This is a genomic window from Streptomyces sp. SID5464 (assembly GCF_009862985.1).
Lineage (GTDB): Bacteria > Actinomycetota > Actinomycetes > Streptomycetales > Streptomycetaceae > Streptomyces > Streptomyces chartreusis_D.
Map to the genome: position 1 here is coordinate 31,608 of NZ_WWIQ01000004.1, position 24,750 is coordinate 56,357.

The window sequence follows — 24,750 nt, forward strand, 5'->3', positions numbered from 1 at the left end:
GCTGCCCCTTCGCGGGCTCACCGCCAGGCTGCCCCTTCGCGGGCTCACCACCGGGCGGTCCCTTGGCCGGCTCGTCGGCCGGCCAGGTCCTGGACGGCTCACCACCCGACTGCCCCTTCGCGGGCTCAGCCGCAGCCTGGCCCCGAGTCGGCTCGCCACCGACCTGGCTCCTGGCGGGCTCGCCGCCGGGCCGTCCCTTCGTCGGCTCGCCGCTCAGCCGGCCCTTGGCGGATCCGCCCCCGAGCGGTCCCTTGGCCGGCTCGTCGGTCGGCCAGGTACTGGTCGGTTCAGCACCGGGGCGGCCCTTGGCCAGTTCCTCCTCCGAGCGGCGCTGCGCGGTCCCGGATCCGGGCCGGTTCTGCATCGCGCCGGATCCGGGCTGCCCCTTCGCGGGTTCGTCTCCGGCCCGGCCCTGCAAGGACCCCGCGCCGGTCCCCCCTTCGTGCGTGTCGGCCGCGACCGCCGCCCCCGGCCCCGAGCGGGCGCTCGCCTCCTGCCGCTGCTCCGGCCCGCCCGGCACCCGGGCCAGCTCCGGTGACGACGTGTCCAGCGGCACGGACCAGGACCGGACGAGCCCCAACTGCACGGCCTGGCGCGGCAGTACCGCGTCCAGCAGCCAGTCGGCGGCGACCCGGACCCGGTTTCCCGGCATCGCGGCGAGGTGGTAGCCCCGCGCCACCGCACCCGCCGGCACCCCGGACAGGGGCACGCCGAGCGGGTTGGCGGCGGCCTTCGCACCGCCCAGGTCGACGACGAAGCCCAGGTCGCGATGGCGGTAGGGCTTGCGCGCGCCGCCCAGGCCGAGCGAGGCCGCGACGTTCTCCGCCGCGACCTTGCCGTGCCGCCAGGCGTGCTGCGCGGTCATCGGCGTGTAGCTGCCCGGCTTCTCCAGATCCGGCACCGCGGCCACGTCACCGCAGGCGAACAGCTCGGGCCGGCCCGGCACTTGGAGGTGCGGGTCGACGAGCAGCCGTCCCTTCTCCAAAGGCAGCCCGAGGGACTCGACCAGCGGGTCGGGCCGTACGCCCACGCACCACACCAGGGTCCGGGTCTCGACGAACTCGCCGTCGGTCAGCACGACCCCGTCGGGCGTGGCCTCCTTCACGGAGGTTCCCATCCGCACGTCCACGCCCCGCTGCCGCAGCACCCGGTCGGCGGTGGCGGACAGCTTCTCGTCCATCTCGGGCAGCACGCGGGGCGCCACGTCCAGCAGCATCCAGCGCGGCCGCATGCCCTGCCGCAGCGGGTGCTTGCGGACCTGCGCGTCGGTGAACATCTGCCCGTGCGCGGCGACCTCCGTACCGGTGTATCCGGCGCCGACCACGACGAAGGTGCACCGGGCGGCGCAGGTCTTGGGGTCGTCGGCCGCGGCTGCCAGCTCCACCTGCCGCGTCACGTGATCGCGCAGGTACAGCGCCTCCGGCAGCCCGCGGAAGCCGTGCGCGTACTCGGCGACCCCCGGGATCGGCAGCAGCTTGTTGACGCTGCCCGCGGCGAGCACCAGCCGGTCGTAGGCGAGCGTGCCGCCGTCCCCCTCGGGCCCGGTGTAGTGCAGGGTCCGTCCGTCGAGGTCGACCCGGTCGGCCTCGCCCAGCACCAGCCGTACGTCCGGCAGCGTGTCCGAGAGGGAGACCGTGACCCGGCGCGGCTCCAGGACACCGGCGGCGACCTGGGGCAGCAGGGGCAGATACAGGAAGTAGTCGGTCGGGTTCAGCAGGGTGATGTGCGCCCGCCCCCGGGTCGTCCGGGCCAGGGTGCGGGCCGCGCGGTACCCGGCGAAACCGGCACCGACGATCACGATGCGGGGTCGACTCACGGTTCACTCGCTTCCGGCGCTGTCGCGTAGCTGGGGAGCCTTCCGCGTCCCCCTGGCCAGGGCACCCAAACGTCCGCCGGGCTCCTCTCGCCCGAACGCCGCCGGTTTCCGGAACGGCGCCCGGGTACCCGGTGCGGGATACGGACCGCCGACGTCGCGGAGGCACTCCCCCATGCCCGAGTACGGTTATTTCCTCTCGTGCGAGCAGTACGGACCCGCCGAGCTGATCGAGCAGGCCCGGATGGCCGAGCAGGCCGGATTCCAGGCGCTGTGGATCTCGGACCACTACCACCCGTGGAACGACGAGCAGGGCCAGAGCCCGTTCGTGTGGTCGGTGATCGGCGCGCTCTCCGAGGCGGTGTCCCTGCCGATCGAGACGGCGGTGACCTGCCCGACCGTGCGGATGCACCCGGCGGTGGTGGCGCAGGCCGCGGCGACCAGCGCCGTGATGACGGACAACCGCTTCCGGCTGGGTGTCGGCTCCGGCGAGGCTCTCAACGAGCACATCCTGGGCGACCACTGGCCGCCGGCCCACGTCCGTCTGGACATGCTGGAGGAGGCCATCCAGGTGATGCGCCGGCTGTTCACCGGCGAGGAGGTCAATCACCACGGCCCGCACTACACGGTGGAGAACGCCCGCCTCTACACGGTCCCGGACGAGCCGATCCCGATCGACATCTCCGGCTTCGGCCCGGCGGCCACGCAGCTCGCCTCCCGCGTCGGCGACGGCTACATCACCATCGAGCCGGACGAGGCGATGGTGGAGCAGTACCGCAAGGGCGGAGGCGGCGGAAAACTCGTCAGCGGTGGCACGAAGGTCTGCTACGACACCGACAAGGACGAGGCCGTGACGACCGTCCACCGGCTCTGGGCGAACGAGCAGCTGCCCGGCGAGTTGGGCCAGGTGCTGCCCTCCCCGAAACACTTCGAGCAGGCGCAGCAGCTGGTCACCGAGGACATGGTGCGTGCGAACCGGGTGTGCGGCGACGACGTGGACGAGCACGTGGCCGAGCTGAAGCAGTTCGCGGACGCGGGTTTCGACCGGGTCTACGTCAACCAGATCGGCCCGGACCTGCGCGGTTTCTTCGACTTCTACCGCACGAAGGTGCTGCCGCAGCTCCAGCAGGCCGCCTGAGGGAAGGCGGGGCGACCCGATGGAACTCCACCGTCCCGTCGTGTCCGTGTACACGGTGCCGACGGACGCTCCCGAGGCGGACGGCACGCTGGCCTGGGACTCCACGACCGTGGTGATCTGCGAGGTGTCGGCGGGTGACGCGACCGGCACGGGCTGGACGTACGGCCCGGCGGCCGTCGGCGACTTCCTCACCGCCGAACTCGCCCCGCTGGTCGAGGGCATGAGCGCCCTGGACATCCCGGCGGCGCACGACGCGATGTGCCGGTCGGTGCGCAACGCGGGCCGCCCGGGCATCGCGTCCTGCGCGATCTCCGCCCTGGACATCGCCCTGTGGGACCTCAAGGCCCGGCTGCTGGAACTCCCCCTGGCCCGGCTGCTGGGGGTCCGGCGCGAGCGGGTGCCGGTGTACGGCAGCGGGGGCTTCACGACGTACCACGACACGCATCTGGCAGCGCAGCTGAACGGCTGGGTGCACGGGCAGCACATCCCGCGCGTGAAGATCAAGGTCGGCGAGGGGTGGGGCCGGGAGGTGGCCCGCGACCTGCACCGCGTGCGGGCCGCGCGCCAGGTCATCGGCCCGGACGCGGAGTTGTACGTCGACGCCAACGGCGCCTACACCCGCAAGCAGGCGGTGCGCGTCGGCCACGCCCTCGCCGAGCACGGCGTGGGCTGGTTCGAGGAGCCGGTGTCCTCGGACGACCTGACGGGCCTCCGGCTGGTCCGGGACGCGGTGGTGTGCGACGTGACGGCCGGGGAGTACGGCTTCGACCTGCCCTACTTCGCGCGGATGATCGCGGCGGGGGCGGTCGACTGCCTCCAGGTCGACGCGACCCGCTGCGGCGGCCTGACCGAGTTCCTGCGCGCGGCCGCCCTGGCCCATGCCCACGGCCTGGAGGTCTCCGCGCACTGTGCCCCGCACGCCCACGCGGCGGCGGCCGCCTCGCTCCCCAATGTCCGGCACCTCGAGTGGTTCCACGACCATGTCCGCATCGAGGACATGTTCTTCGACGGCGCCCTGGACCCCACGGGCGGCACGGTCCGCCCGGTCCAGGGCGTGGGCCACGGGCTCACCCTGCGGACGCAGGAGGTGGCGGAGTACCGGGTCTCCTAGACCTACCGGTGAGTCGAGGAGACCTACCGGCGGGCCTGCCCGGCCAGTTTGCGTGCGGCCAGGGCGCCCGCCGCCCCCACGGTCAGGGCCGCGCCGACCCGCCGCCGGTTCCGTGAGACCCACTGCTGCGGGCTGTGGTGCACGGCCTCGTCGTCGAACCGCCCGTGCGCGCCGAAGTCGTGGCCCTGCCGCCCGTCCGCCGGGGCCCACAGGTTGGCCGGCCCGTCGTGCCGGTCCCCCTCCTGCTGTGACCCGAAGCCCGTGCGCGCCAGATAGCGGTCCAGCAGCCCGGGGACGACGGCGTTGGCGAGGAGCGTGGCGGCCGTCGATGCGCCCACCCAGTACTCCCGGCGCCGCGCGTGCGACGCCGCATACACGATCGCCCGGGCCGCGACCTCCGGCTGGTACACCGGAGCGACCGGCCGGGCCCGGCCCCGCATGCGGTTCAGCACCCAGTCGAACTGCGGGGTGTTGAGGCCGGGCAACTGCACCATCGTCGTGCGCACCGCACTGCGCGTGTGGAGCAGTTCGCAGCGCAGGGACTCGTTGAACCCCTGGATCGCGTGCTTGGCCCCGCAGTACGCCGACTGGAGCGGGATGCCCCGGTAGGCGAGCGCGGAGCCGACCTGCACGATCGTGCCGCGGTCGCGCGGCAGCATGTGCCGCAGGGCCGCCCGGGTGCCGAACACATAGCCCAGATAGGTCACTTCGGTGACGCGGCGGAACTCGTCGGGGCCGATCTCCGTGAACGGCGCGAAGACCCCGGTGAAGGCGTTGTTGACCCAGACGTCGATGGGGCCGAAGGTGTCGACGACCTGCTGGGCGGCGTCGTCGACGGCCTTGGCGTCGGAGACGTCCGCGCTGATCACGAGGGCCTCGCCCCCGGCGCGCCGCACGTCGTCGGCCGCGGCGGCGAGCCCTTCGGTTCCCCGGGCCACCAGGGCGACCCGGTCGCCCCCGGCGGCGAAGGCCCGGGCCGTGGCCCGTCCCACGCCGCCGCTGGCTCCGGTCACCACGACGACGCGGCCGTGCGGTGTATCTGTCGTGCGCATGCTTTATCACGCCCCACGGGGCACGTCGGGGTCGTCCGCCGGCCGCGGGGGCACCACACCGGGGGCCGGCCCGCCGGCGGCGCCGGCCACGGGTCCGGCGGCGGGCGGGGCCGGCGGCACGGGCGGCACACCGCCGGGCACCCCGGTTCCCCGGCCGGTGCTCTCGTGCCCCGGCGTCATGCCGACCGCGTGCGCCGGGCCCGGGCGGGAAGCGGACGGGCGGGCCACGCCGCGCAGCACGTACGCGAGGGCGCCCAGGATCGCGGCGGTGATCAGCGCGGCGGCCCAGTCGGGCAGGCCGAGGGCGAGGGCCAGTCCCACGGCGAGCGCGAGGGCCGCGCCCGCGTACAGGGCGAGGGCGCCGGACGCGGCGTACAGCATCGCCTTGCGGCGCTGCCTGCGCGTCTGCTCCCGCAGTTCGTCCCGGACGGTCTCGCGCGCCACCTGTGCCAGCTCGTCGACCAGTTGCTTGTCCAGATGCTCCAGGTGATCCAGCGGCTTCATGCCTGGCCGGGTACCCTCGCCCCCTGGTGCGTAACTAGGCTCGGCGTCATGGAGATTCTGGGTGCCACACTGCGCGTCTGCGTCGACGACCTCGAGACCGCGATTCCCTTCTACGAGCGGCTGGCGGGCGGCAGAGCCCAGCGCTTCGAACGGGGCGGTGTCCAGGTGGCGGCGATCGGCTGCTTCCTGCTGATGAGCGGTCCCCCGGCCGAACTGGAGCTGCTGCGCAAGGTGGCCGCGACGATCGCCGTGACGGACGTCGAGGAGACGCACAAGGTGCTGACCGAGCTGGGCGCCCACATCATCGCGGGGCCCATCGCCTCGCCGGCGGGCCGCAACCTGATCGCCCTGCATCCGGACGGGTCGGTCTACGAGTACGTGGACCGTCAGGCGTGATCCGGGCCGGGGCCCGGCTCAGCGCCGCCCCGGCTGCGTGATCATCTCGGCGGTGATCGCCCAGCGCTCGTGGTCGCGCCAGGCCCCGTCGACGAAGAGCATGTTCGGCGAGAAGCCCTCCAGGCGGAATCCGCCGCCGCGGGCCAGGGCGATCGACGCGGCGTTCCCGGGCTGGACGTTGATCTCCAGCCGGTGCAGCCGCATCGGGCCGAACGCGTACCGCACCACGAGGTCCAGCCCTTCGCGCATCAGCCCCCGCCCGGCGGCGTGCGCGAAGGCGCCGTAGCCCAGCGTCCCGGACTGGAAGCCGCCCTCGACGATGTTGTTGATGTTGATGAACCCGGCGATGGACCCGTCGCCCTTCTCGCAGACCAGGAAGCCGGCCTTGGACGGGTCCTCGATCAGCCGGGCCGCGTACGCGGTGTACGCCGGTGCGCTGTCGGGCGGGAAGAGCCACGGCTGGTGCAGGTCCTTGCTCTCCCGGGCGCGGGCGGTGAACTCGGCACCGTCCCCGTAGGTGAAGTGGCGTATGCCCACCCGGGGGCCTTCGGCGAGGTAGCGGGATGCGTTGTGCGGCACCCCGCCACAGTAACCGCGCCGGCGTGTCTTCTCAGGACCCGGCGACCGGCAGCCGGAGCACCCCGGGCTCGCCCGGTCCGCTGACCACGGTCACCGGCTTGACCCCCCGGTTGCCGAAGTAGGCGTCGTCGCTCGCCGCGATCACGAACCGCAGCCGGTGCCCGGTCTCGTACCGGTGCACGACACCGGGCAGGGTGACGGTGAAGCTCTTCGTCACGTCCCGTACCCGGACCGGCGCGACCAGGCGGCGCACCAGGGTGCGGGTGCCGTCGGGGGCGACGTCGTAGATCTTGGCGAAGAGGACGAGCTTGTCGGCCGCGTCGCCGGAGTGCTGCGTGCGCTCGGCCTTCGGGGAGTGCACCTTGAGCGTGGCCCGGGGCGCGCCGACGACGTCGAGGGGGCGTTCCAGCGGCTTGCTGGTCCAGTCGAGGTAGGTGCCCTTCGTGTCGTGTGGCGGTGGGTCCTGCAGCCCGATGAGTCCGGCCAGCGAGCTCTCCGAATGGCTCGTGGGCGTCACCCGGTTGGTGTAACCGCGAGTGCCGCGGGCCACCTCGGCGCGGCTGTCGACGAGTCTGCCGTCCCCGGAGAGGTACAGCGTGCGGCTGAGGACGGGGAGGCGGTCGGCGGTGGCGTAGGCACGGTCCGGGTCGGCCACCCAGTCGCGGTGGTAGGCGAAGGCCGGCCCGGTATCGGCGTGCGTCCGCTTGCGCAGGTGGCGGTCGAACCAGGCGAGGACGCGCCGGCCGACGTAGCTGGTCTCCAGGTTGCCCTTGGACAGGTCGAGTTCGCCGGTGGCCGGGCCGGTGGCGCCGCCACTGTGGCCCCAGGACTGCCAGATCATCTTCACGGGGGTGCCCTGGGCCCGGAGCGTCCGGTACGTCGCGGTGGCCTCGTTGAGGTTGAAGAGGGTGTCGGCCTGTCCCTGGACCAGCAGGGTGGGCGTCCTGACGCGGTGCAGGTACGACACCGGGGAGACGCGGCGGGCGAAGGCGAGCAGCTCGGCGGTGCGGTCGGCGGGGAAGCTGCCGGAGTTGAGGGTGTGGATGGTCCGGCAGGCCTGGGTGACGAAGTGCAGGCAGGTCAGGGAGTTGATGCGGGAGGGGTCGAGGCTGGGCTGGAGCAGCGGCTGTCCTTCGCCGATGAGGTAGAAGCCGTTGGTCCACTGCCACTTGAAGACGCCGGGGACGCCGGTGCTGCCGACGGCGTTGCCGGGGGCGAGCGAGTAGGACAGGTCGTGCCAGGTGATCATGGGGACGAGCGCGTCGAGGCGGTGGTCGACGGCGGCCGTCGCGAGCTGGACGGCGCCGCCGTAGGAGCCGCCGATCATGCCGACGCGCGGGTCGCCGGGGGCGTCGAGGGTGACGAAGTCGGCGGTGCTGCCGTCGTCGGCGGCGCGTTTGCCGCCCAGGAAGTCGACGAGCTGTGCGGCGGCGGCGCCGTCGATGTCCGGGTCGTCGAGGGAGATGAGGCAGCCGCTACGGCCGAAGCCGAGCCCGGAGTAGACGAGGGAGACGTAGCCGCGCTGGGCGAAGGCCTTGCCGATGGTGGCCGTCGAACCGTCCGACTTGCTGCCGCCGAAGCCGTTCGTGCCGAGCACGGCGGGTGCCGGGTGGTCCCGGTCCACGCCCGCGGGACGGTACAGGTCGGCGTCGACCGTGCAGGAGCGGCCGCCGGCCTGGACGGTGAACTTCAGGGGGTGACGGTGTAGGGGTCGGCCGCGGAGGCGGGCGGGGTGAGGACGAGGGGGGCGGCCAGCGCGGCGCCCAGAGCGAGAGCGAGCAGTGCGCGGGATCTGGGCACGCGTCGGGACACACGGACCTCCACGGTGAGGGACGACGACAACGGCGGCAACCTGCCAACCCGGATACCGACCAGTAGGTACTGTGGCCGGTAGCCATGGTGTGACACGTGTCAGGGGGCGTCAATCACCGAAACGAGGGTTTCGTGACAGGATTTCAGTAGCCGCGTCTCATCTCAGCGCCGGCACGTCGAACGTCAACGTGCCCCTGTCGGCGTCCAGTTCGGCCGGGACGCCGAGCGGTATCGTCAGCGCGCCCTCGCCGTGCCCGAACCCGAACTCCTCCACGACCGGGACGCCGAGGCCGCCGAGCCGGTCGGCGAGCACCGCACGCAGCTCCTCGTACGGGCCGCACGCCGCCCAGGAGCCGAGCACGATCCCCGCGACCCCGTCCAGCCAGCCGGCGCGCAGGAGTTGGGTCAGATACCGGTCGATGCGGTACGGCCTCTCGCCCACGTCCTCGATCAGCAGCAGCCCGCCCCGGGCGCCGGCCCGGGCGTGCGGGGTGCCGAGGTCGCTCGCGAGCAGGCTGAGGCAGCCGCCCAGCGTGACGCCCCGGGCCCGTCCGGGCACCAGCGCGGTGCCGCCGGGGGGCACGGCGGTGACGGTCCGCACGGACTCGGGGTCGAAGAGCGTGGCCCGCAGATGGTCCTGCGCGCGGGCGTTCTTGATGAAGTCGACGCCGGCCGCCGCCGGGCCGTACAGGGTGACCAGTCCCAGGCGGGTGGCGAACGCCTGGTGCAGCACGGTGATGTCGCTGAATCCGGTGAACACCTTCGGACCCGCCGCCCGCATCGCGTCCCAGTCGAGCAGGTCCACCATGCGCTGCGCCCCGTATCCGCCCCGGGCGCACAGCACGGCGGCGACGGCCGGGTCGCACCAGGCGTTCTGGAGGTCGGCGGCCCGCTGGGCGTCCGTGCCGGCCAGGTAGTCGAACTCCCGGTGGCGGCCGAGCACATGGGGCGCCACCACGGGGTCGAGGTCCCAGCCGCGCAGGACGTCGAGCCCGGCCTGCAGCCGCTCCTCGGGCACGGGCCCGCTGGGCGCGACGACGGCCACGCGGGCGCCGGGGGCGAGTCGGGGTGGTCTCAGCAATTGCGTCATCTGACCAGCTCCAGGGTCGGGACGCCGGGCGGGTTCAGTCCGAACACCTGGGCGTACAGGGAGAGTTCGGCCTCCAGGGCGCGCACCATGGTCTCCGCCCGCCGGAATCCGTGCCCCTCCCCCTCGAAGGCGAGGTAGGCGTGCGGCACGGGCCGGTCCCCCAGCAGGGCCAGGAACCGCTCGCACTGGGCGGGCGGGCAGATCACGTCGTCCAGGCCCTGGAGCAGCAGGAACGGCACGCTGAGGCGGTCGGCGTGGGTGGAGGGCGAGCGCTCCGTGTAGCGCGCGGGCACGTCGGCGAGCGGCCCGATCAGGCTCTCCAGGTACCGCGACTCGAAGTCGTGGGTCTCGCCCGTGCCCCAGCTGGTGAGGTCGAGGATGGGGTACTTGATCGTGCCGCAGGCGTACACGTCGGTCGTGGTGAGCGAGGCGGCCGCGGTCCAGCCGCCCGCGCTGCCGCCCCGGACGGCGAGCCGGTCACGGTCGGCGGTGCCCTCGTCGGCGAGGGCCAGGGCGACGGCGGCGCAGTCCTCGACGTCCACCACGCCCCACTGTTCACGCAGCCGTTCGCGGTACGCGCGGCCGTATCCGGTGGAGCCGCCGTAGTCGACCTCGGCGACGCCGATGCCGCGCGAGGTGAAGTAGGCGATCTCCAGGTCGAGCACGAGCGGCGCCCGGCTGGTGGGTCCGCCGTGCGCCCAGACGACGTACGGCGGCAGCGCGTCGCCGGGCGCGACGCAGCCGGGGTGGTGCGGCGGGTAGATGTGGGCGTGGATGTCGCACCCGTCGGGGCCGGTGAAGGTGCGGATCTGCGGCTCGGGGTAGTACGCGGGGTCGACTGCGTCGTCGTGCTCGGCGCCGATGACGCGGGCCCGGCCGGTGCGGGCGTCCAGCTCCACGACCTCGTAGGCGCTGCGCGGGCTGGCCCCGACGGCGACGACCCGCTCACCGTGGGCCGTGAGGGTGGGCGCGAACTCGGTCCACGGCCCGGCCGCGTCGACGACCTCGCCGGTCTCCGGGTCCAGGATTCCGAGGGCGGTGGCGCCCCGGCCGTGCACGACGGCGATCAGACCGCTGTCGAGCGGCGCGAACCATCGCATGCCCAGTTTCCACAGCGCCCCGCCGAACTCCTCCTCGCGCGGGCACAGGGGCTCCCCGTCGAGGTAGAGGTTCCACCAGCCGCTGCGGTCGCTCGCGTACAGCAGGCGTCCGTCGGGGGCCCAGTCGGCCTGCGCGATGGACTCGGCGGGCCCGCCCGCCACGGTCCGGGCGCCGTGCAGGGTGCCGTCGGGGGCGACGTCGGCGAGGAGCAGTTCGGTGCCGTCCCACGGCATGCGCGGATGGTCCCAGGCGAGCCAGGCCGCCCGCCGTCCGTCGGGCGACAGCCGCGGTCCGGTCACGAACCGGTGCCGGTCGTCGGTGAGTTCGCGTACCGCGTCCCGGTCCCGGGCGGCGGAGCCGTCCAGTGGTACGGCGGCCAGGACGCGGCGCACGTCGGCGGGCCCGGGGCCGGTGAACTCCTCCAGCACGCACCACACCTCACCCCGCTCCGGCCGCAGTCGCGGCTCCGCCCAGCGCAGGCCCGCACCCACGTCGGACAGGGGCGTGAGCGGACGCGGCTCGCCGCCCGGCTCGTACCGGTACAGCCGCTGGTCGTCGAAGTTCACGAACACCACCAGCGGACCGTTCTCCTGCGGGAGGGCGGACCAGGGATGTCCGCCGTACTCGATGACCCGGCTGCGCACGTTCCACGGGGCGGGCAGCAGCGACTCCTCCGTGCCCTCGGCCTGCCGCCGCACCAGGGTGCGCCGGCCGCCCTCGGCGGGGCGCGGCTCGGTCCACCACACCTCGTCGCCGACGAACCCCACGAATTCCGGGTGGCCGTCGTGCGCGGCGGCCAGCGCCGCGTCGATGGGCGAGGGCCACGCCCCGTACGCCAGCGTCCGCACCGTCTCCCCCACTCTCCATGGGCCTGTCGCTTGGATCATGCCGCAGACGCGGGGTCTGGCACGCGCATCTGCCGCATTGTCGTCGGTCGCCTGCTCCAGGCAACAGACCCTAAGCCGTCCGCAGGAACCGGTCGAGCACGCGGACGCCGAAGTGCAGTGCCTCGACGGGAACCCGCTCGTCCACGCCGTGGAACATGGCGCCGTAGTCGTAGCCCTCCGGCAGCTTCAGCGGTGTGAAGCCGTAGCCGGTGATGCCGAGCCGGGAGAACTGCTTGGCGTCCGTGCCGCCGGACATGCAGTACGGCACGACGTGCCCCTCCGGGGCGAACTCCTCGACGGCGGCCCGCATCCGGGCGAACGTCGCCGAGTCCACCGGCGCCTGGAGGGCCACCTCGTGGTGGTGGAACTCCCAGTCCACGTCCGGCCCGGTGAGCCGGTCGAGGGTGTCGCGGAACTCGTCCTCCCCGCCGGGCAGATACCGGCCGTCCACGTGCGCCACGGCCTCCCCGGGAATCACGTTGATCTTGTAACCGGCGTCCAGCATGGTCGGGTTGGCGCTGTTGCGCAGGGTCGACTCGACGAGCCCGGCGGTCGGTCCGAGCTTGTCGAGCAGCCGGTCCACGTCGGTCAGGTCGGGCTCGATGCCGTACAGCTCGGCGAGTTCGGTGAGCGCGGCGCGCACGGTCGGGGTCAGCCGCAGCGGCCACTCGTGCTCGCCGATCCGGGTGATCGCGGCGGCGAGCCGGGTGACCGCGTTGTCCTTGTTCACCTTGGAGCCGTGCCCGGCCCGGCCGCGCGCGGTGAGCTTCAGCCAGGCGGTGCCCCGCTCACCGGCCGAGAGGGGGTAGATCTGCCGTCCGGCGCCGTCGTGGAAGGTGAAGGCGCCCGACTCGCTGACGCCTTCGGTGCAGCCCTCGAACAGCGCGGCGTGTTCGTCGGCGAGGAACCCGGAGCCGTCCTCGGCACTGGCCTCCTCGTCCGCGGTGAACGCGATGACGATGTCCCGCCGGGGCCGGACGCCCTGGCGCGCCCAGGCGCGGAGCACGGCGAGGATCATCGCGTCCATGTTCTTCATGTCGACGGCGCCGCGTCCCCAGACGACTCCGTCGCGGATCTCCCCGGAGAACGGGTGCACGGTCCAGTCGGCGGCCGCGGCGGGTACGACGTCCAGATGGCCGTGGAGCAGCAGCGCGCCGGCCGAAGGGTCGGTGCCCTCGACGCGGGCGACGACGTTGGTGCGGCCCTTGGTGCGCTCCAGGAGCGTCGGCTCGATACCGGCCTCGGCGAGCCGCGCGGCGGCGTACTCGGCGGCGGGCCGCTCCCGGCAGTCGCCCCCGCCCCGGTTGGTGGTGTCGATCCGGATCAGGTCGGACGTGAACGTCACGACCTCGTCCAGCGCCTGCCCGTCCGGCTGCTCAGCCATACTTCTCCTCCACCGCGGCCGAGACGATCGTGGTGACCGCCTTGAAGGCGCGGATGCCCTCGTACATGGTCTCGCTCGTGTAGGCCACCTTCCGCTGCCCGATCCGCTCCACACCCGGCACGACGGTGGCGGCCATGGCCAGGTGCTCGGCGTCGAACTCCACGGCGACGGTGAACGGCCCGCCACGCACGGGTTCGTGACGCACGGCCAGTGAAGCCGCCTCCTTGGCCGCCGCCCGGATGTCGGCCGCGGTCCTGGCGGGCGTACGGCACACGGCCGCGTACCGCGAGACGTGGTCCTTCACGGCGACCTTCAGGGCCTCGGGCGCGTACCCGAGCGCGTCCTCGCACGCGACGTCGTCCCCGGTGACCAGCACGACCGGCACGCCGTACTCGGCGACGACCCGGGCGTTGAGCAGCCCCTCGCTCGCCGGTACGTCGTTCAGCCACACGCCGGTGATCTGGTTCGCGAGGTAGGTGTGCGCGAGGACGCCCTCCATGCCGGCGCCCGCGTGGTAGCCGACGAACGCGATGCCGTCCACGTCGCCGTGCTGCACCCCCTCCACCATGGACAGCGCCTTGTGCCGCCCGGTGAGCAGCTGGGCGCGTTCGTCCAGTTGCTCCAGCAGCAGGTTGCGCATGGTCCAGTGCGCCTCGTTGATGATCACCTCGTCGGCGCCGCCGTCGTGGAAACCGAGCACGGCGGCGTTGACGTCGGAGGTGAAGAGCGAGCGGCAGCGTTCCCACTGCGAGGCGCCCGGCAGCACGTCGTCGGGCCAGGTGACGCCGGTGGCGCCCTCCATGTCGGCGCTGATGAGGATTCTCATGACGAGCCGTCCCCCCGGGTGGAGATCTTCATGGTTCGTCACGTTACGCGCTACGGGCGGAACCGGCTACGACATGTCACCACCGTATCGGCAGGTCGCTGATGAACGAGGTGAGCCGGTCGGCGAGCAGGCGGTTGTCACGGGCCGAGTAGTGCCAGTGGCAGCCCGTGTAGTCCAGGCCCGTGTCGTCGAGGCGCCAGGAGCGGACCCGGCGGTCACCCGCGGCCGTGCGCTCCTGGACCACCTGCTCGACGTGCCCGGCGAACGGGCCGGTGCCGACGGCCAGGATGGTCGTCCCCGGCCCGTAGCGCGCCCGCAGTTTCTGGAGGAAGCCGCTGTAGGCGCTCCGGTAGGCGGCGGCGAGGCTCTCGTCGGTCCATGGCTCGCCCGGGTTGACGGGGGTCGAGAAGTCGTTGGTGCCGAGGTGGACGACCACGAGCTGCGGCCGCCAGGTGCCCGGGTTCTGCCAGACGTCGCCGGGCACGTTCAGCAGCGCACGGTCGTAGAAGGTGCGGTAGTTCACCTCCGGCGACCCACCGTTGTAGTTGCGTACCATCCCCAGGCCCGAATAGGCGTTGATCTGGTAGTCGGCGCGCAGCCGACGGGCGGTGAGGGCGCCGTAGCTCACGTCGGCGTTCGTGGTGCGCTTGAGCTGCTCACCGGTGCAGTCCCGGGAGGTCGAGAGGTTGCCGTAGCCCGCCGTGAGGGAGTCGCCGACGAATTCGATCTGGCGGCTGCGCGCGGCCGGCCTGGCGAGGACGGCGCCGCCGGGCGCGGCGACGAAGCCGCCGAACGAGCTGGTGCTCCAGGGGGTGTCGTTGCGTTTGACGAGCCGTACGGTGTGCACGCCGCCTCGCAGGCCGTCGACCCGGTGGGTGGTCCTGCCCGGCGTGACGAGGGTCGCGACGGTGGCTCCGTCGATCTGGACGTCGTAGTCGGCGGCCGGGTCGTCGAGCACGATGCCCACGCCCGTGCCGCGGAACCGGCCCTCGAAGTACACGCCGGGCCAGCTGTACCGGAGCACGTCTCCGGCATCCTCGACCCGCCCGGCGGTGTGCACGCTCGCGCGCACTCCGTCCTGGTCCGGCGCGGCGGCGGTGGCGACCGCGGCCGGGCCGGCCAGCACCATCGCCGCCGTCGACGCGACGAGCATCCGTAACCAGGGCAACGGCATGACTGTCCTCCGGGGGACGAGGCAGGTGCACGGACCGGGCATGTATGACCGTACACCGACAAAAACCTCGCCCACCAGAGCGCGTCGCGCGCAGCTCCGCAGCCGGTCGAAGCGGAAGGGCCCGAGGGCCTCGGGCCGCCGCCCGGTGACGACGTACTCGGCGAGCCGGTGCCCGGTGGCCGGGCCCAGGGTGACCCCGAGCATGCCGTGGCCGGTGGCCGCGAAGGCGTTGCCGTGCCCGGGGACGCGGTCGATCACGGGGAGTCCGTCGGGGAGGAACGGCCGCCCGCCCACCCAGGGATCCCGGATCGGGCCGACCAGATCGTCCGGATCGTCGAACCAGCGGCCCAGGTGGTGCCGGCTCGCGAGGGCGAGCATGCCGGCGACGACGACCGCCGCCCCGCCACGCACAACGCCTCACAGGCCCAGTCACTGCGCGGTGTCCGGCCCGTGATCACCCTGCCCCTGGTCACGGACGGGCGCGCGGTGGGGACCCGGCCCGGACCACTGACCGTCCGTCTCAGGCCGTACGCCCCGCCACCAACCACCTCGACGGCAGTTCGATGCGCGTGCCGTCGGAGCGGAACTCCGTGGTCGTCAGGGGCAGTTCGCCACCGGCCAGGACGGTGAGACCGGCCGAGCGCAGATATGCGGGTACGGCGTCGTCGGAGACCTCGCCGGGTGCGAGGCCGTGCCGGAAGACGGGCGCGAGCTTGGGCGGCGGACCGGCCGGACCGCTCGCCAGCCCCGTCAGCACGGCCTTGGCCGCCCCCGAGAGCTCCACGAGGAAGGCCCGGCCCCGGTCCCCGACCAGCGTGGCGATCCCGTCCACCAGCGCCTGCCGGTCGTCCGGCTCGCACTGGTGCAGTACGCCCCGCATGTAGAGGTTGGTGTCGCCCAGCTCCGCGTGCAGGGCCTGCGCCGCGCTCTTCTCGGCGGCGTCCAGTTGCCGGTAGGCGGCCTGCCCCGCCGGGTCGGCCCGCCGGGCGTGGTCGAGGGCCGCGGCGGACAGATCGGCGCCCACGACCCGGGGGAAGCGGTCGGCGAGGAAGCGGGTCTGGGTGCCGTTGCCGCAGCCGAGATCCACCAGCGGCAGCGCGGGATCGGCCAAGTGCGGTTCGAACAGGGCGAGATGCGGGCCGACGGTCACGGCCGGCTCGGCGTCCCAGAACACCGCCCCCGGTTCGGCGGACGCCTCACGCCAGAACCCCTCCCAGGCCTCCCGGTACCGGCTCGTCACGCTCATGCCCAACTCCCCAGGGTGTCGACGCGATGGTCTTCAACGGCGCGGCAGGGTCAGCTCGAACCAGACCGTCTTGCCGGCCTTGGTCCGGCTGGTGCCCCACTCGCGGGACAGCGTGCTGACGACCCGCAGACCGCGTCCGACGTCGTCGAGCGGGCCCGTGCCGAGCAGCGTCGGCAGCTCGTGGTCGTCGTCGTCCACCTCGCACAGCAGGGTGTCGCCGCGGACCAGGCGCAGTTCGACGGGGCGGGCGTGTGCGTGCCGTACGGCGTTGGTGACGAGTTCGCTGACCATGAGCTCGGCGGGCGCGGCCAGCTTCGCCAGACCCCAGTCGTGCAGTTGCTCGCGGACCACCGCGCGGGCCCGGCCGACCTCGGCCGGGTCGAGGGCGATCCGCCACTCGGCCACGTCGTCCGGTTCGATGCCGTTCAGGCGGGCCATCAGCAGCGCCACGTCGTCCTTGCGGCCGCCACACGTGTTGAGGGACCGGATGATCGTGTCGCAGGCGTCGTCCATGGAGGCGGCCGGGTGGGCGGCCGACGCGCAGAGGGTCGCGAGACCCACGCCGATGTCCTCGCCGCGCACCTCGACCAGCCCGTCGGTGCACATCACCAGCCGGTCGCCGGGCCGGACGCGCACCCGTACCGCCTCGAAGGGCACGCCGCCCACGCCGATGGGCGCTCCGGTGGGCAGGTCGAGCAGTTCGCTGCGCCCGTCGTCGGCGCGGACCAGGACGGGCGGGATGTGACCGGCGTTGGCGAGGCGCAGTTCGCTCGCGATCGGGTCGTAGACGGCGTACAGGCAGGTCGCGAGGTAGGTGTCGCCGAGCCGCTGGGCGAGGTCGTCGAGGTTGCGCAGCAACTGGGCGGGCGGCAGGTCGAGCCCGGCCATGGTCTGCACGGCCGTCCGCAACTGGCCCATCATGGCGGCCGAGTTCAGTCCGTGGCCCATGACGTCGCCGACGACGAACGCGGTGCGGCCGCCGGGCAGTTTCACCGCGTCGAACCAGTCGCCGCCGACCCGGCCGAGCAGCGTGCCCGGCAGATAGCGGGTGGCGATGTCACAGCCGGCCATGCGGGGCGGGATGTGCGGCAGCATGCTGTCCTGGAGCGTCTCGGCGACGTTCTCCTGGTACGTGTACATGCGCGCGTTGTCGAGCACGAGGCCCGCGCGGGCGGCGAGTTCGGCGCCGGTGACACGGTCCATGTCGTTGAAGACGGGCCGCTCCGGATGCCGCAGCAGGATCATGAAGCCCAGCACGACGTGGCGGGCCTTCAGCGGCACGATCAGCATGGAGCGGCCCGTGATGAGCGGCCGGATGTCGCGCTTCTCGAACTGCGCGGCGATGGCGTGGCCCATCTCCTCGCTGATGCGCGGCACGAGCACGGGCTCGCCGGTCGTCATGCACTGGAAGAACGGCGTGTGCGCCGGGAACGGCATGGCCTCGCCGACCGGTACGACGTCGTCCCAGCGGCCGGGCTCGTCGGTGTGCTCGACGGCGACCCGGTGCCACAGGGTCGTCGTGTCGGGCACGCCCTCGGGGAACCCCTCGCCGGCGACGACCTGTTCGCGCAGGTAGGTCCCGGCGACGTCGGTGAAGCGGGGCACGACGGCCCTGCTGACCTCGAGGATCGTGCGGGACAGGTCGAGGGAGGTGCCGATGCGGCCACTGACCTCGTTGAGGAACTCCAGGCGCTCGCGGACGGCGGCGTACTCGAGGTCCTCGCCCTCGTCGCGCAGTTCCTCCGGGACGGGCTCGCCGGCGGCCAGGGCCCGGGCGGCCCGTTCCCGGCGCGCCTTGCGCTCGGCGCGCCGGGCGACGCCCCAGTCGGGCGTGACGGGCACCCGGTCGTTCTGGCTGAACTCCAGCACCGGATAGCCGAGTTCGAGGACCTGGGAGACGATGCGGGCGCTCTCGCCGACGCTCATGCTGGGCAGGATCTCGGGCAGCCGGCGGGCGAGGTCCTCCGCCCCGGGGAAGTCGGTGTGCAGCGCGAAGCCGGGCGCGATCCGCTCGAACGCCCCGTCGGTGTCGCCGGTGCTCAGCCCGTCCGCGTCGGCGGCCAGCACGAGCAGCCGCTCGGGTCCGGGACCGACCAGGGGATAGGCCCACCACAGGACGTCGACGCGGTCGCTGCCGGGTGCGGTGAGCCGGGCGCGGCCCGCCGCCGGGTAGGAGAGCCCGCCGTCGAGGGACGGTCCGAGGCCGGGGCCGAGTCCGTCGTAGGCCCCGTACGGGGTGGTGTCCCGGTCCTCGGGGAGTGCGCCGGAGACGGGGAGCAGGTCGAGGGCCGGGCGGCCGATGGCCTCGTCCTTGGGGACGCCGAACAGGCGCCGTGCGCCCCGGCTCCAGTGCGACACGAGGCCTTCGCGGTCCACGACGACCACGGCCAGGGGGACACGGCCGGGCTCGGTGGCTTCCGTCGCCGAGCCGAGCCCGGCGTCGGGGCCGGCGGGTGTGTCCCTCTCGGTGCCACGGTCCATGGCCCAGGCCCTCTCTCCCCACGGATCCGCAAGATCTGTGCCAGCGTCACCACCGTACGGCGACCGCCGGTTGCCGTGTGCGGCAATGCGGGAATTCCACGCGCGGGGTTCGCACCGGCGTGCGACCCCGCGCGCCGGTGCGGGTTCAGTCGTCGTGTCCCAGCTGGAGGTCACGTTCGGTGCGGCCCCCTCCGGCCACCTGGAGCACGGTGGCGACGGGCGGGTAACCGGCGGCGATGACGGTGTACTCGCCGGAGGACAGGTCGACGAACCGGAACGTGCCGTCGGCGCCGGTGGTGAGGGTGTCGACGACGTTGCCCGCCACGTCCAGCAGCGTCACGCGCGCGTCCTCCACGGGCCGGCCGCCGCCCGCCCGGACGGTGCCCCGCAGGACGGCGCCGCCGGCCAGTTCGATGTCCCGGCGGGTCTCGCGGGCGGCCTGGACGGTGACGGGGAGCGCGGTCGGGCGGAACGCGGGGGCGCTGGCGGCGAGGGTGTACTCGCCGGCCACCAGATCGGTGATGGCGTAGCCGCCCTCGCGGCCGCTGCGGGTGGTGGCCACGACCTCGCCGTGCACATTGGTGAGGGTGACGCCGGCGTCCCGTACGGGTGTGCCGTCGGCGGTGACCACGGTGCCGACGAGGTTGCCCGCGCCGCCCAGGACGATGTCCAGTTCGACGGGGCGTTCGCCGACGGTCACGGAGACCGCCTGCGGCTGGTGGCCGCCCGCGGCGGCGATCAGCACGTAGGAGCCGGGGCCCGGGGTGGCCAGCGCGTAGCGCCCGTCCTCGCCGCTCGCGCCGCGTCCGGTCTGCCGGCCGGTGACGTCGATGAGGGTGAGCGCCGCGCGGGGCACGACGGTCCCGTCGTGGTGCTGCACCGAGCCGCAGACGGGGATCCCGGCGGTGTGGGGAGCGCGTGCCTGCGGGATCGGGGTGCTCACCGGCTCCGTGTCCGGGTCGGTGACGGATAGGTTGTGGGACACCAGGGGTTTCTCCTTGAGGAAGAGGGCGATGACCAGCCCGACGGCGAGCACCGGCACCAGGTAGAGGAAGATCCTCGGCATGGCCTCGGCGTACGCCCCGATGTAGCCGTCGCGCAGCTCCGGGGGCAGGCTGTGCACGAGCTGCGGGGTGATGGACTCGGGGTCGGGGAGCCGGTCGCCCGCGCCCGTGGGCAGGTGGTGGGCCAGGGCGTCGGCGAGCCGGTCGGCGAAGAGCGTGCCGAAGACGGCGGCTCCCACGCTGCCGCCGATCTGCCGGAAGTAGTTGTTGGCGCTGGTGGCGGTGCCGAGGTCGGCGGGGCGCACCGAGTTCTGCACGGCGAGGATCAGCACCGGCATCACCATGCCGATGCCGGCACCGAGGACGGCCATCCAGAGGCTGTAGTGCAGCCGGGGCGTGTCGGCGTCGAGGCGGGACAGCAGCCACATGCCGGCGACGGAGAGGGCGCCGCCGAGGATCGGGTAGGCCTTGTAGCGGCCGGTGTGGCTGATGAGCTGTCCGGCGATGATCGAGGCGCCGACGATGCCGCCCATCATGGGCAGCATGAGCAGGCCCGACTCGGTGGCGGAGGCCCCGTCGGCCATCTGGAGGTAGGTCGGCAGATAGCTGGCGGCGCCGAACAGCCCGGCTCCGGTCACCAGACCTACCAGGCCGGTGACGTTGAAGACGGAGTCCCTGAACAGCCGCAGCGGGATGAGGGGTTCGGCGGCGAAGTGCTCGGCGACGAGGAAGAGGACGGTCGCCACCGCCGCTCCCGCGCCGAGGCCGAGGATCATGCGCGAGTCCCAGGCGTACTCCGTGCCGCCCCAGCTGGTCAGCAGGACCAGGCAGGTGGAGGCGGCGGTGAGCAGCAGCGCGCCGAGGATGTCCAGCCGGGCCCTGCCGGCCGGTTTCGGCAGCTTCAGCGCGACGGCGACGACGGCCAGTGTGACCAGGCCGAAGGGCACGTTGACGTAGAAGCACCAGCGCCAGGAGAGGTGGTCGGTGAAGTAGCCGCCGAGCAGGGGCCCGGCCACGGAGGCGAGTCCGAAGGCGGCGCCGATCAGGCCCATGTAGCGGCCGCGCCGCCGCGCGGGCACGATGTCCGCGATGATCGCCTGGACACCGATCATGAGGCCGCCCGCGCCGGCGCCCTGGAGGGCGCGGAAGGCGATCAGCTGGTCCATGGTCTGCGCCCGGCCCGCGAGCGCGGAGCCGGCGACGAAGACGACGATCGCGAACTGGAAGACGCCCTTGCGGCCGAGCAGATCGCCCAGCTTGCCGTAGATCGGCAGTCCGACGGTCGCGGTGAGCAGGTAGGCGGTGATCGCCCAGGACATCCGGTCCAGGCCGTGCAGCTCACCGACGATCTTCGGGAGCGCGGTGGCGACGATCATCTGCTCCAGAGCTGCCAGGAGCAGGGCCAGCATGAGTGCGAGGAAGACCAACCGCACTCTGCGCGGGCTCGGTTCGGCGGCCGGGGCCGGTGATGGCGCGGGAGGTTCGGGAGGTGCCACCGCCGGTTCGTCCTGCGCCAGAGTGATCCCGCCCACCTACCGCTCCCCTCGTCGCGCTGCCGCACAATTCCCGCGTAAAAGCGACAACTACGAGCAAGCGCGACGAGTTACGGCACAGGAGCGAACCGTAGGCAGATCACCCGAACCGGTGAGGGGCACAACGACCCCTGGCGGCCCGGGCCTTGGGGAGGCTACTTCTCGACCTCGGCGGCGAGCCGGGCGAGCAGCGCGTCGTAGATGCGGCCGAGGCCCTTGGGCGCGAAGGTCTTCTCGAAGAAGCCGCCGATGCCGCCGGCGCCGGTCCAGGTCGTGGTCACGACGACCCGGGACTTGCCCTCGCCGGCCGGCGTGACCCGCCAGGTGGTGACCATGGAGGAGTTGCGGTCCTTCTCGACCAGCTCGCCGTCGGTGGGCTCGCTGACCTCCAGGAGGCAGTCACGCACGCGCTTGCTGGTGGCCTGGAGCTTCCAGTGGACGAGGGTGCCCTCACCGTCACCGCCCTCCCGGACCTCGTATTCGCTGAACTGTTCGGGCAGCAGCTTCGCGCGCGTGCCGCTGTAGTCGGCGAGGGCGTCGAACACCGTCTCCGCGTCCGCCGCGACGATCCGCTCCGTAGTGGCCTCGACCTGCGCCATCAGGTTCCTCCAGGACATGGGTTCTCGGGGGTCGGGGCAAGCCAACCACCCCGCTGCCCGGCCCCCCAAATCGGGGGCGTCCAACCCGGTCGAACGCGTTCGGAAAACACCCTCGCACGATCAAAGGAACATGTGTTCTATTCTGGGGGCAGTGCTACCGAGGAGGCGTCATGCGCTGGGAGAACCTCACAGTGGACTCCGAACACAGCCGGGCCGACGGCGCGCTGTTCGGCGCGGACGCGGTGACGACCCGCACCTTCGACACACCGGAGTTCCGCGGGATCACCTTCCACGAGATCCGGGCCCGCTCGATCATCAACCGGGTGCCGGCGGTCTCGCGGATGTCGTTCCAGTGGACGGTCAACCCTTATCGCGGCTGCTCACACGCGTGTGTGTACTGCTTCGCGCGCAAGACGCACAGCTATCTCGACCTCGACACGGGCCTCGGCTTCGACTCCCAGATCGTGGTCAAGATCAACGCGCCGGAGCTGCTGCGCAGGCAGCTCGGCTCGCGCCGCTGGCAGGGCGAGCACATCGCGATGGGCACGAACGTCGACTGCTACCAGCGCGCCGAGGGCCGGTACCGCCTGATGCCGGGCATCATCTCGGCCCTGCGCGACCACGCGAACCCCTTCTCGATCCTGACCAAGGGCACCCTGATCCTGCGTGACCTGGACCTGATCAGGCAGGCCGCGGAGGTGACCGACGTCGGCATATCGGTCTCCGTCGGCTTCACCGACCAGGAGCTGTGGCGCACCGTCGAACCGGGCACGCCGGCGCCCGAGCGGCGCCTGGAGGTCGTGCGGACCTTCGGCGAGCACGGCATCGGCTGCGGTGTGCTGATGGCGCCGGTGATCCCGTTCCTGAGCGACGACCCGGCCCAACTGCGGGCCACGGTGCGGGCGATCGCGGCGTCCGGCGCCACGTCCGTCACGCCGTTGGTGCTGCATCTGCGGCCCGGCGCCCGTGAGTGGTTCATGGCCTGGCTGGAGCAGCACCATCCGCACCTGGTGCCCCGTTACCAGCGGCTCTACGCGGACGGCTCCTACGCTCCGAAGTGGTACCAGCGCCGGATCACCCGCCAGGTGCACGAACTGGCCGAGGAGTACGGCATCGGGCCCACGCGCGCACAGGTGCCGCGCCGGATCCGGCCGCCCGAACGGGACGAGCCACCGACGCCCGAACCGACCCAACTGTCGCTCATATAGGAGCGTTCGAGCGCATCCAGCGACCCAATCGGGTCAAGTCTTGACGGAACACGTTCTTCCGGAGCCGCTTGCCGGGACGAATCGGCGAGGACCGTGATCCCCGCGGCCCGCGCCCTCCGTCCTGGAAGGACTCCATGAGAACACGCGCAGCCGTGCTGTGCGGCGCCGCCGTCGCGCTGGCCGGGAGCCTTACGGCCGTGCCCGCCGAGGCGAGCGCACCGCACTCCGCACAAACCTTTCGGGCTGTGAAACCCAGCTGGAAGAAGTGCGCCACCACCGACTACCCGATGCTCCAGTGCGCGTCCCTCAAGGTGCCGCTCGACCACGCGAACCCGGACGGCCGGCAGATCACCCTCGCGCTGTCCCGCGTCCCGCACACCGCCGCGAAGTTCCAGGGCCCGCTGCTGGTCAACCCCGGCGGCCCAGGCGGCGACGGTCTGACGCTCGCCGGTTTCGTCGCGAACTCGCTGCCCAAGGAGGTCGCGGCCCAGTACGACATCATCGGCTTCGACCCGCGCGGAGTGGGCCGGAGCAAGCCCGCCCTCGACTGCAAGCCCGGCTACTTCGGCCCGGTGCGCCCGGACTCCGTACCGGCCACGCCCGAGTCCGAGCGGGCCAACCTCGCCCGCGCCAAGTCATTCGCCGCCGCCTGCACCAAGAAGTACGGGCATCTGCTGCCGTACATCAACACGATCAGCGCCGCGCACGACATCGATGCGATCCGGCAGGCCCTGGGTGCGAGGAAGATCAACTACTTCGGCTACTCGTACGGCACCTACCTGGGCGCGGTCTACGCCAAGCTGTACCCGCAGCGGGTCCGGCGCCTGGTCCTGGACTCGATCGCCGACCCCACCGACGTGTGGTACACCGCGAACCTCAACCAGGACCACGCCTTCAACGACCGCCACCGCGCCTTCATGGCCTGGGTCGCCAAGCACGACGCCAGATACCGGCTGGGCACCGATCCGGAGAAGATCGAAGCCGCGTGGTACGCGATGCGGGCGGCCCTCGCCAGGAATCCGGCGGGCGGCAAGGTGGGTGCCTCGGAACTGGAGGACACCTTCGTCCCGGGCAGCTATTACAACGGCTACTGGCCCTACCTGGCCGAGGCGTTCGCGGCGTATGTGAACCACAAGAACACCGGCCCGCTGGTCGAGGCGTACAAGCACTTCGGCGCTGTCGACGCCGCCGACGACAACAGCTACAGCATCTACGCCGCGGTGCAGTGCCGGGACGCCTTCTGGCCGCGCGACTGGCACCAGTGGCGCAAGGACAACTGGGCGGCGTACGAGAAGGCGCCGTTCATGACGTGGAACAACGCCTGGTACAACGCACCGTGCGCGTTCTGGCCGACCGACTCGGCGCAGCCGGTGGACATCGCCAACGGCAAGCTTCCGCCGGCACTGCTGTTCCAGGCGACGAACGACGCGGCCACTCCGTACGAGGGCGGCGTCACCGTCCACGACCTGCTGGCGCGCTCCAGCCTGGTGGTCGAGCAGGGCGGCGGCAACCACGGCATCACGCTGAGCGGGAACGCCTGCCTGGACAAGTACCTGGCGACCTACCTGTCCGACGGCACCGTGCCGCGCGGCGTCGGCACGCGAGACGCGGTGTGCGACGCCTTGCCGGACCCCAAGCCGCTGACGTCGAAGGCGGCGTCGATGTCCGCCCGCGGCTCGATGCTGCACCGCCTGCTCGGCTTCCGCGGCTGAGCACCCGACCGGTCCGTCGGGGCGGCGCTGTCAGACCCGTGGTCCACCATGGACCCATGAGTGAGCTGACGAGGATTCCCGCCCCCGACGGGGCCGCCGCC

At 72.7% G+C, this 24,750-nt stretch carries 18 protein-coding genes and 2 pseudogenes; 5 read left to right on the top strand and 15 right to left on the bottom strand.

Features of this window, described 5'->3' with window-relative positions:
* The coding region (locus GTY47_RS03785) for an FAD-dependent oxidoreductase (protein ID WP_063738901.1) at positions 1-1,816 on the bottom strand (1,816 nt) is incomplete at its 3' end.
* A 172-nt stretch (positions 1,817-1,988) separates the two neighbouring features.
* On the opposite strand from GTY47_RS03785, the gene GTY47_RS03790 reads away from it, so the two are divergent.
* Both GTY47_RS03790 and GTY47_RS03795 read left to right on the top strand, forming a co-directional pair.
* Complete coding sequence (locus GTY47_RS03790; RefSeq protein WP_010038724.1) at positions 1,989-2,951, top strand: LLM class F420-dependent oxidoreductase; 963 nt, start codon at positions 1,989-1,991, stop codon at positions 2,949-2,951.
* A 19-nt stretch (positions 2,952-2,970) separates the two neighbouring features.
* Entirely contained in the window at positions 2,971-4,062 is a 1,092-nt protein-coding gene (locus tag GTY47_RS03795) for an enolase C-terminal domain-like protein (protein WP_010038726.1), read from the top strand.
* Positions 4,063-4,085: 23 nt separating this feature from the next.
* Here the strand turns inward: GTY47_RS03795 and GTY47_RS03800 are convergent, their stop codons facing one another.
* Both GTY47_RS03800 and GTY47_RS03805 read right to left on the bottom strand, forming a co-directional pair.
* Positions 4,086-5,114, bottom strand: a complete 1,029-nt coding sequence (locus GTY47_RS03800; RefSeq protein ID WP_040903022.1) for an SDR family oxidoreductase — start codon at positions 5,112-5,114, stop codon at positions 4,086-4,088.
* A 6-nt stretch (positions 5,115-5,120) separates the two neighbouring features.
* A complete protein-coding gene (locus GTY47_RS03805) occupies positions 5,121-5,618 on the bottom strand; it encodes a phage holin family protein (RefSeq protein WP_010038730.1) in 498 nt (165 codons plus the stop codon).
* A 48-nt stretch (positions 5,619-5,666) separates the two neighbouring features.
* On the opposite strand from GTY47_RS03805, the gene GTY47_RS03810 reads away from it, so the two are divergent.
* The gene (locus GTY47_RS03810) at positions 5,667-6,014 is read left to right on the top strand and encodes a glyoxalase/bleomycin resistance/dioxygenase family protein (RefSeq protein WP_010038732.1); all 348 of its coding nucleotides are present in this window, start codon (positions 5,667-5,669) and stop codon (positions 6,012-6,014) included.
* 18 nt (positions 6,015-6,032) lie between these two features.
* Here GTY47_RS03810 and GTY47_RS03815 read toward each other — a convergent pair whose 3' ends face one another.
* The 12 genes and pseudogenes from GTY47_RS03815 to GTY47_RS03870 form a co-directional block, all read right to left on the bottom strand.
* A complete protein-coding gene (locus GTY47_RS03815) occupies positions 6,033-6,593 on the bottom strand; it encodes a GNAT family protein (protein ID WP_029181096.1) in 561 nt (186 codons plus the stop codon).
* A gap of 31 nt (positions 6,594-6,624) precedes the next feature.
* Positions 6,625-8,405, bottom strand: a pseudogene (locus tag GTY47_RS03820) (CocE/NonD family hydrolase).
* Positions 8,406-8,562: 157 nt separating this feature from the next.
* A complete protein-coding gene (locus GTY47_RS03825; RefSeq protein ID WP_029181097.1) occupies positions 8,563-9,495 on the bottom strand; it encodes an LD-carboxypeptidase in 933 nt (310 codons plus the stop codon).
* Positions 9,492-11,456, bottom strand: coding sequence for a prolyl oligopeptidase family serine peptidase (locus GTY47_RS03830; protein ID WP_010038739.1), 1,965 nt, complete (start codon positions 11,454-11,456; stop codon positions 9,492-9,494). The genes GTY47_RS03825 and GTY47_RS03830 overlap by 4 nt, the downstream gene beginning before the upstream one ends.
* A gap of 97 nt (positions 11,457-11,553) precedes the next feature.
* Positions 11,554-12,867, bottom strand: coding sequence for a M20/M25/M40 family metallo-hydrolase (locus GTY47_RS03835; RefSeq protein ID WP_010038744.1), 1,314 nt, complete (start codon positions 12,865-12,867; stop codon positions 11,554-11,556).
* On the bottom strand, positions 12,860-13,693 hold the full coding sequence (locus GTY47_RS03840; RefSeq protein ID WP_010038746.1) for a M55 family metallopeptidase: 834 nt from the start codon (positions 13,691-13,693) through the stop codon (positions 12,860-12,862). Before GTY47_RS03840 ends, GTY47_RS03835 begins: the two co-directional genes overlap by 8 nt.
* A gap of 76 nt (positions 13,694-13,769) precedes the next feature.
* Positions 13,770-14,846, bottom strand: coding sequence for an SGNH/GDSL hydrolase family protein (locus GTY47_RS03845; protein WP_040903057.1), 1,077 nt, complete (start codon positions 14,844-14,846; stop codon positions 13,770-13,772).
* 237 nt (positions 14,847-15,083) lie between these two features.
* Positions 15,084-15,245 (bottom strand): annotated as a pseudogene (locus tag GTY47_RS40635) (cellulose-binding protein); the annotation flags it as partial.
* A gap of 142 nt (positions 15,246-15,387) precedes the next feature.
* A complete protein-coding gene (locus tag GTY47_RS03855; RefSeq protein ID WP_010038753.1) occupies positions 15,388-16,113 on the bottom strand; it encodes a class I SAM-dependent methyltransferase in 726 nt (241 codons plus the stop codon).
* Positions 16,114-16,146: 33 nt separating this feature from the next.
* A complete protein-coding gene (locus tag GTY47_RS03860) occupies positions 16,147-18,594 on the bottom strand; it encodes a SpoIIE family protein phosphatase (RefSeq protein WP_010038757.1) in 2,448 nt (815 codons plus the stop codon).
* Positions 18,595-18,739: 145 nt separating this feature from the next.
* A complete protein-coding gene (locus GTY47_RS03865; protein ID WP_029181098.1) occupies positions 18,740-21,130 on the bottom strand; it encodes an MFS transporter in 2,391 nt (796 codons plus the stop codon).
* Positions 21,131-21,285: 155 nt separating this feature from the next.
* Complete coding sequence (locus GTY47_RS03870) at positions 21,286-21,729, bottom strand: SRPBCC family protein (RefSeq protein WP_010038765.1); 444 nt, start codon at positions 21,727-21,729, stop codon at positions 21,286-21,288.
* 170 nt (positions 21,730-21,899) lie between these two features.
* Between GTY47_RS03870 and GTY47_RS03875 the strand changes: the two genes are divergently transcribed.
* The gene (locus GTY47_RS03875) at positions 21,900-22,937 is read left to right on the top strand and encodes an Rv2578c family radical SAM protein (protein WP_010038768.1); all 1,038 of its coding nucleotides are present in this window, start codon (positions 21,900-21,902) and stop codon (positions 22,935-22,937) included.
* A 134-nt stretch (positions 22,938-23,071) separates the two neighbouring features.
* On the top strand, positions 23,072-24,649 hold the full coding sequence (locus GTY47_RS03880) for an alpha/beta hydrolase (protein WP_029181099.1): 1,578 nt from the start codon (positions 23,072-23,074) through the stop codon (positions 24,647-24,649).
* Positions 24,650-24,750: the final 101 nt, after the last annotated feature.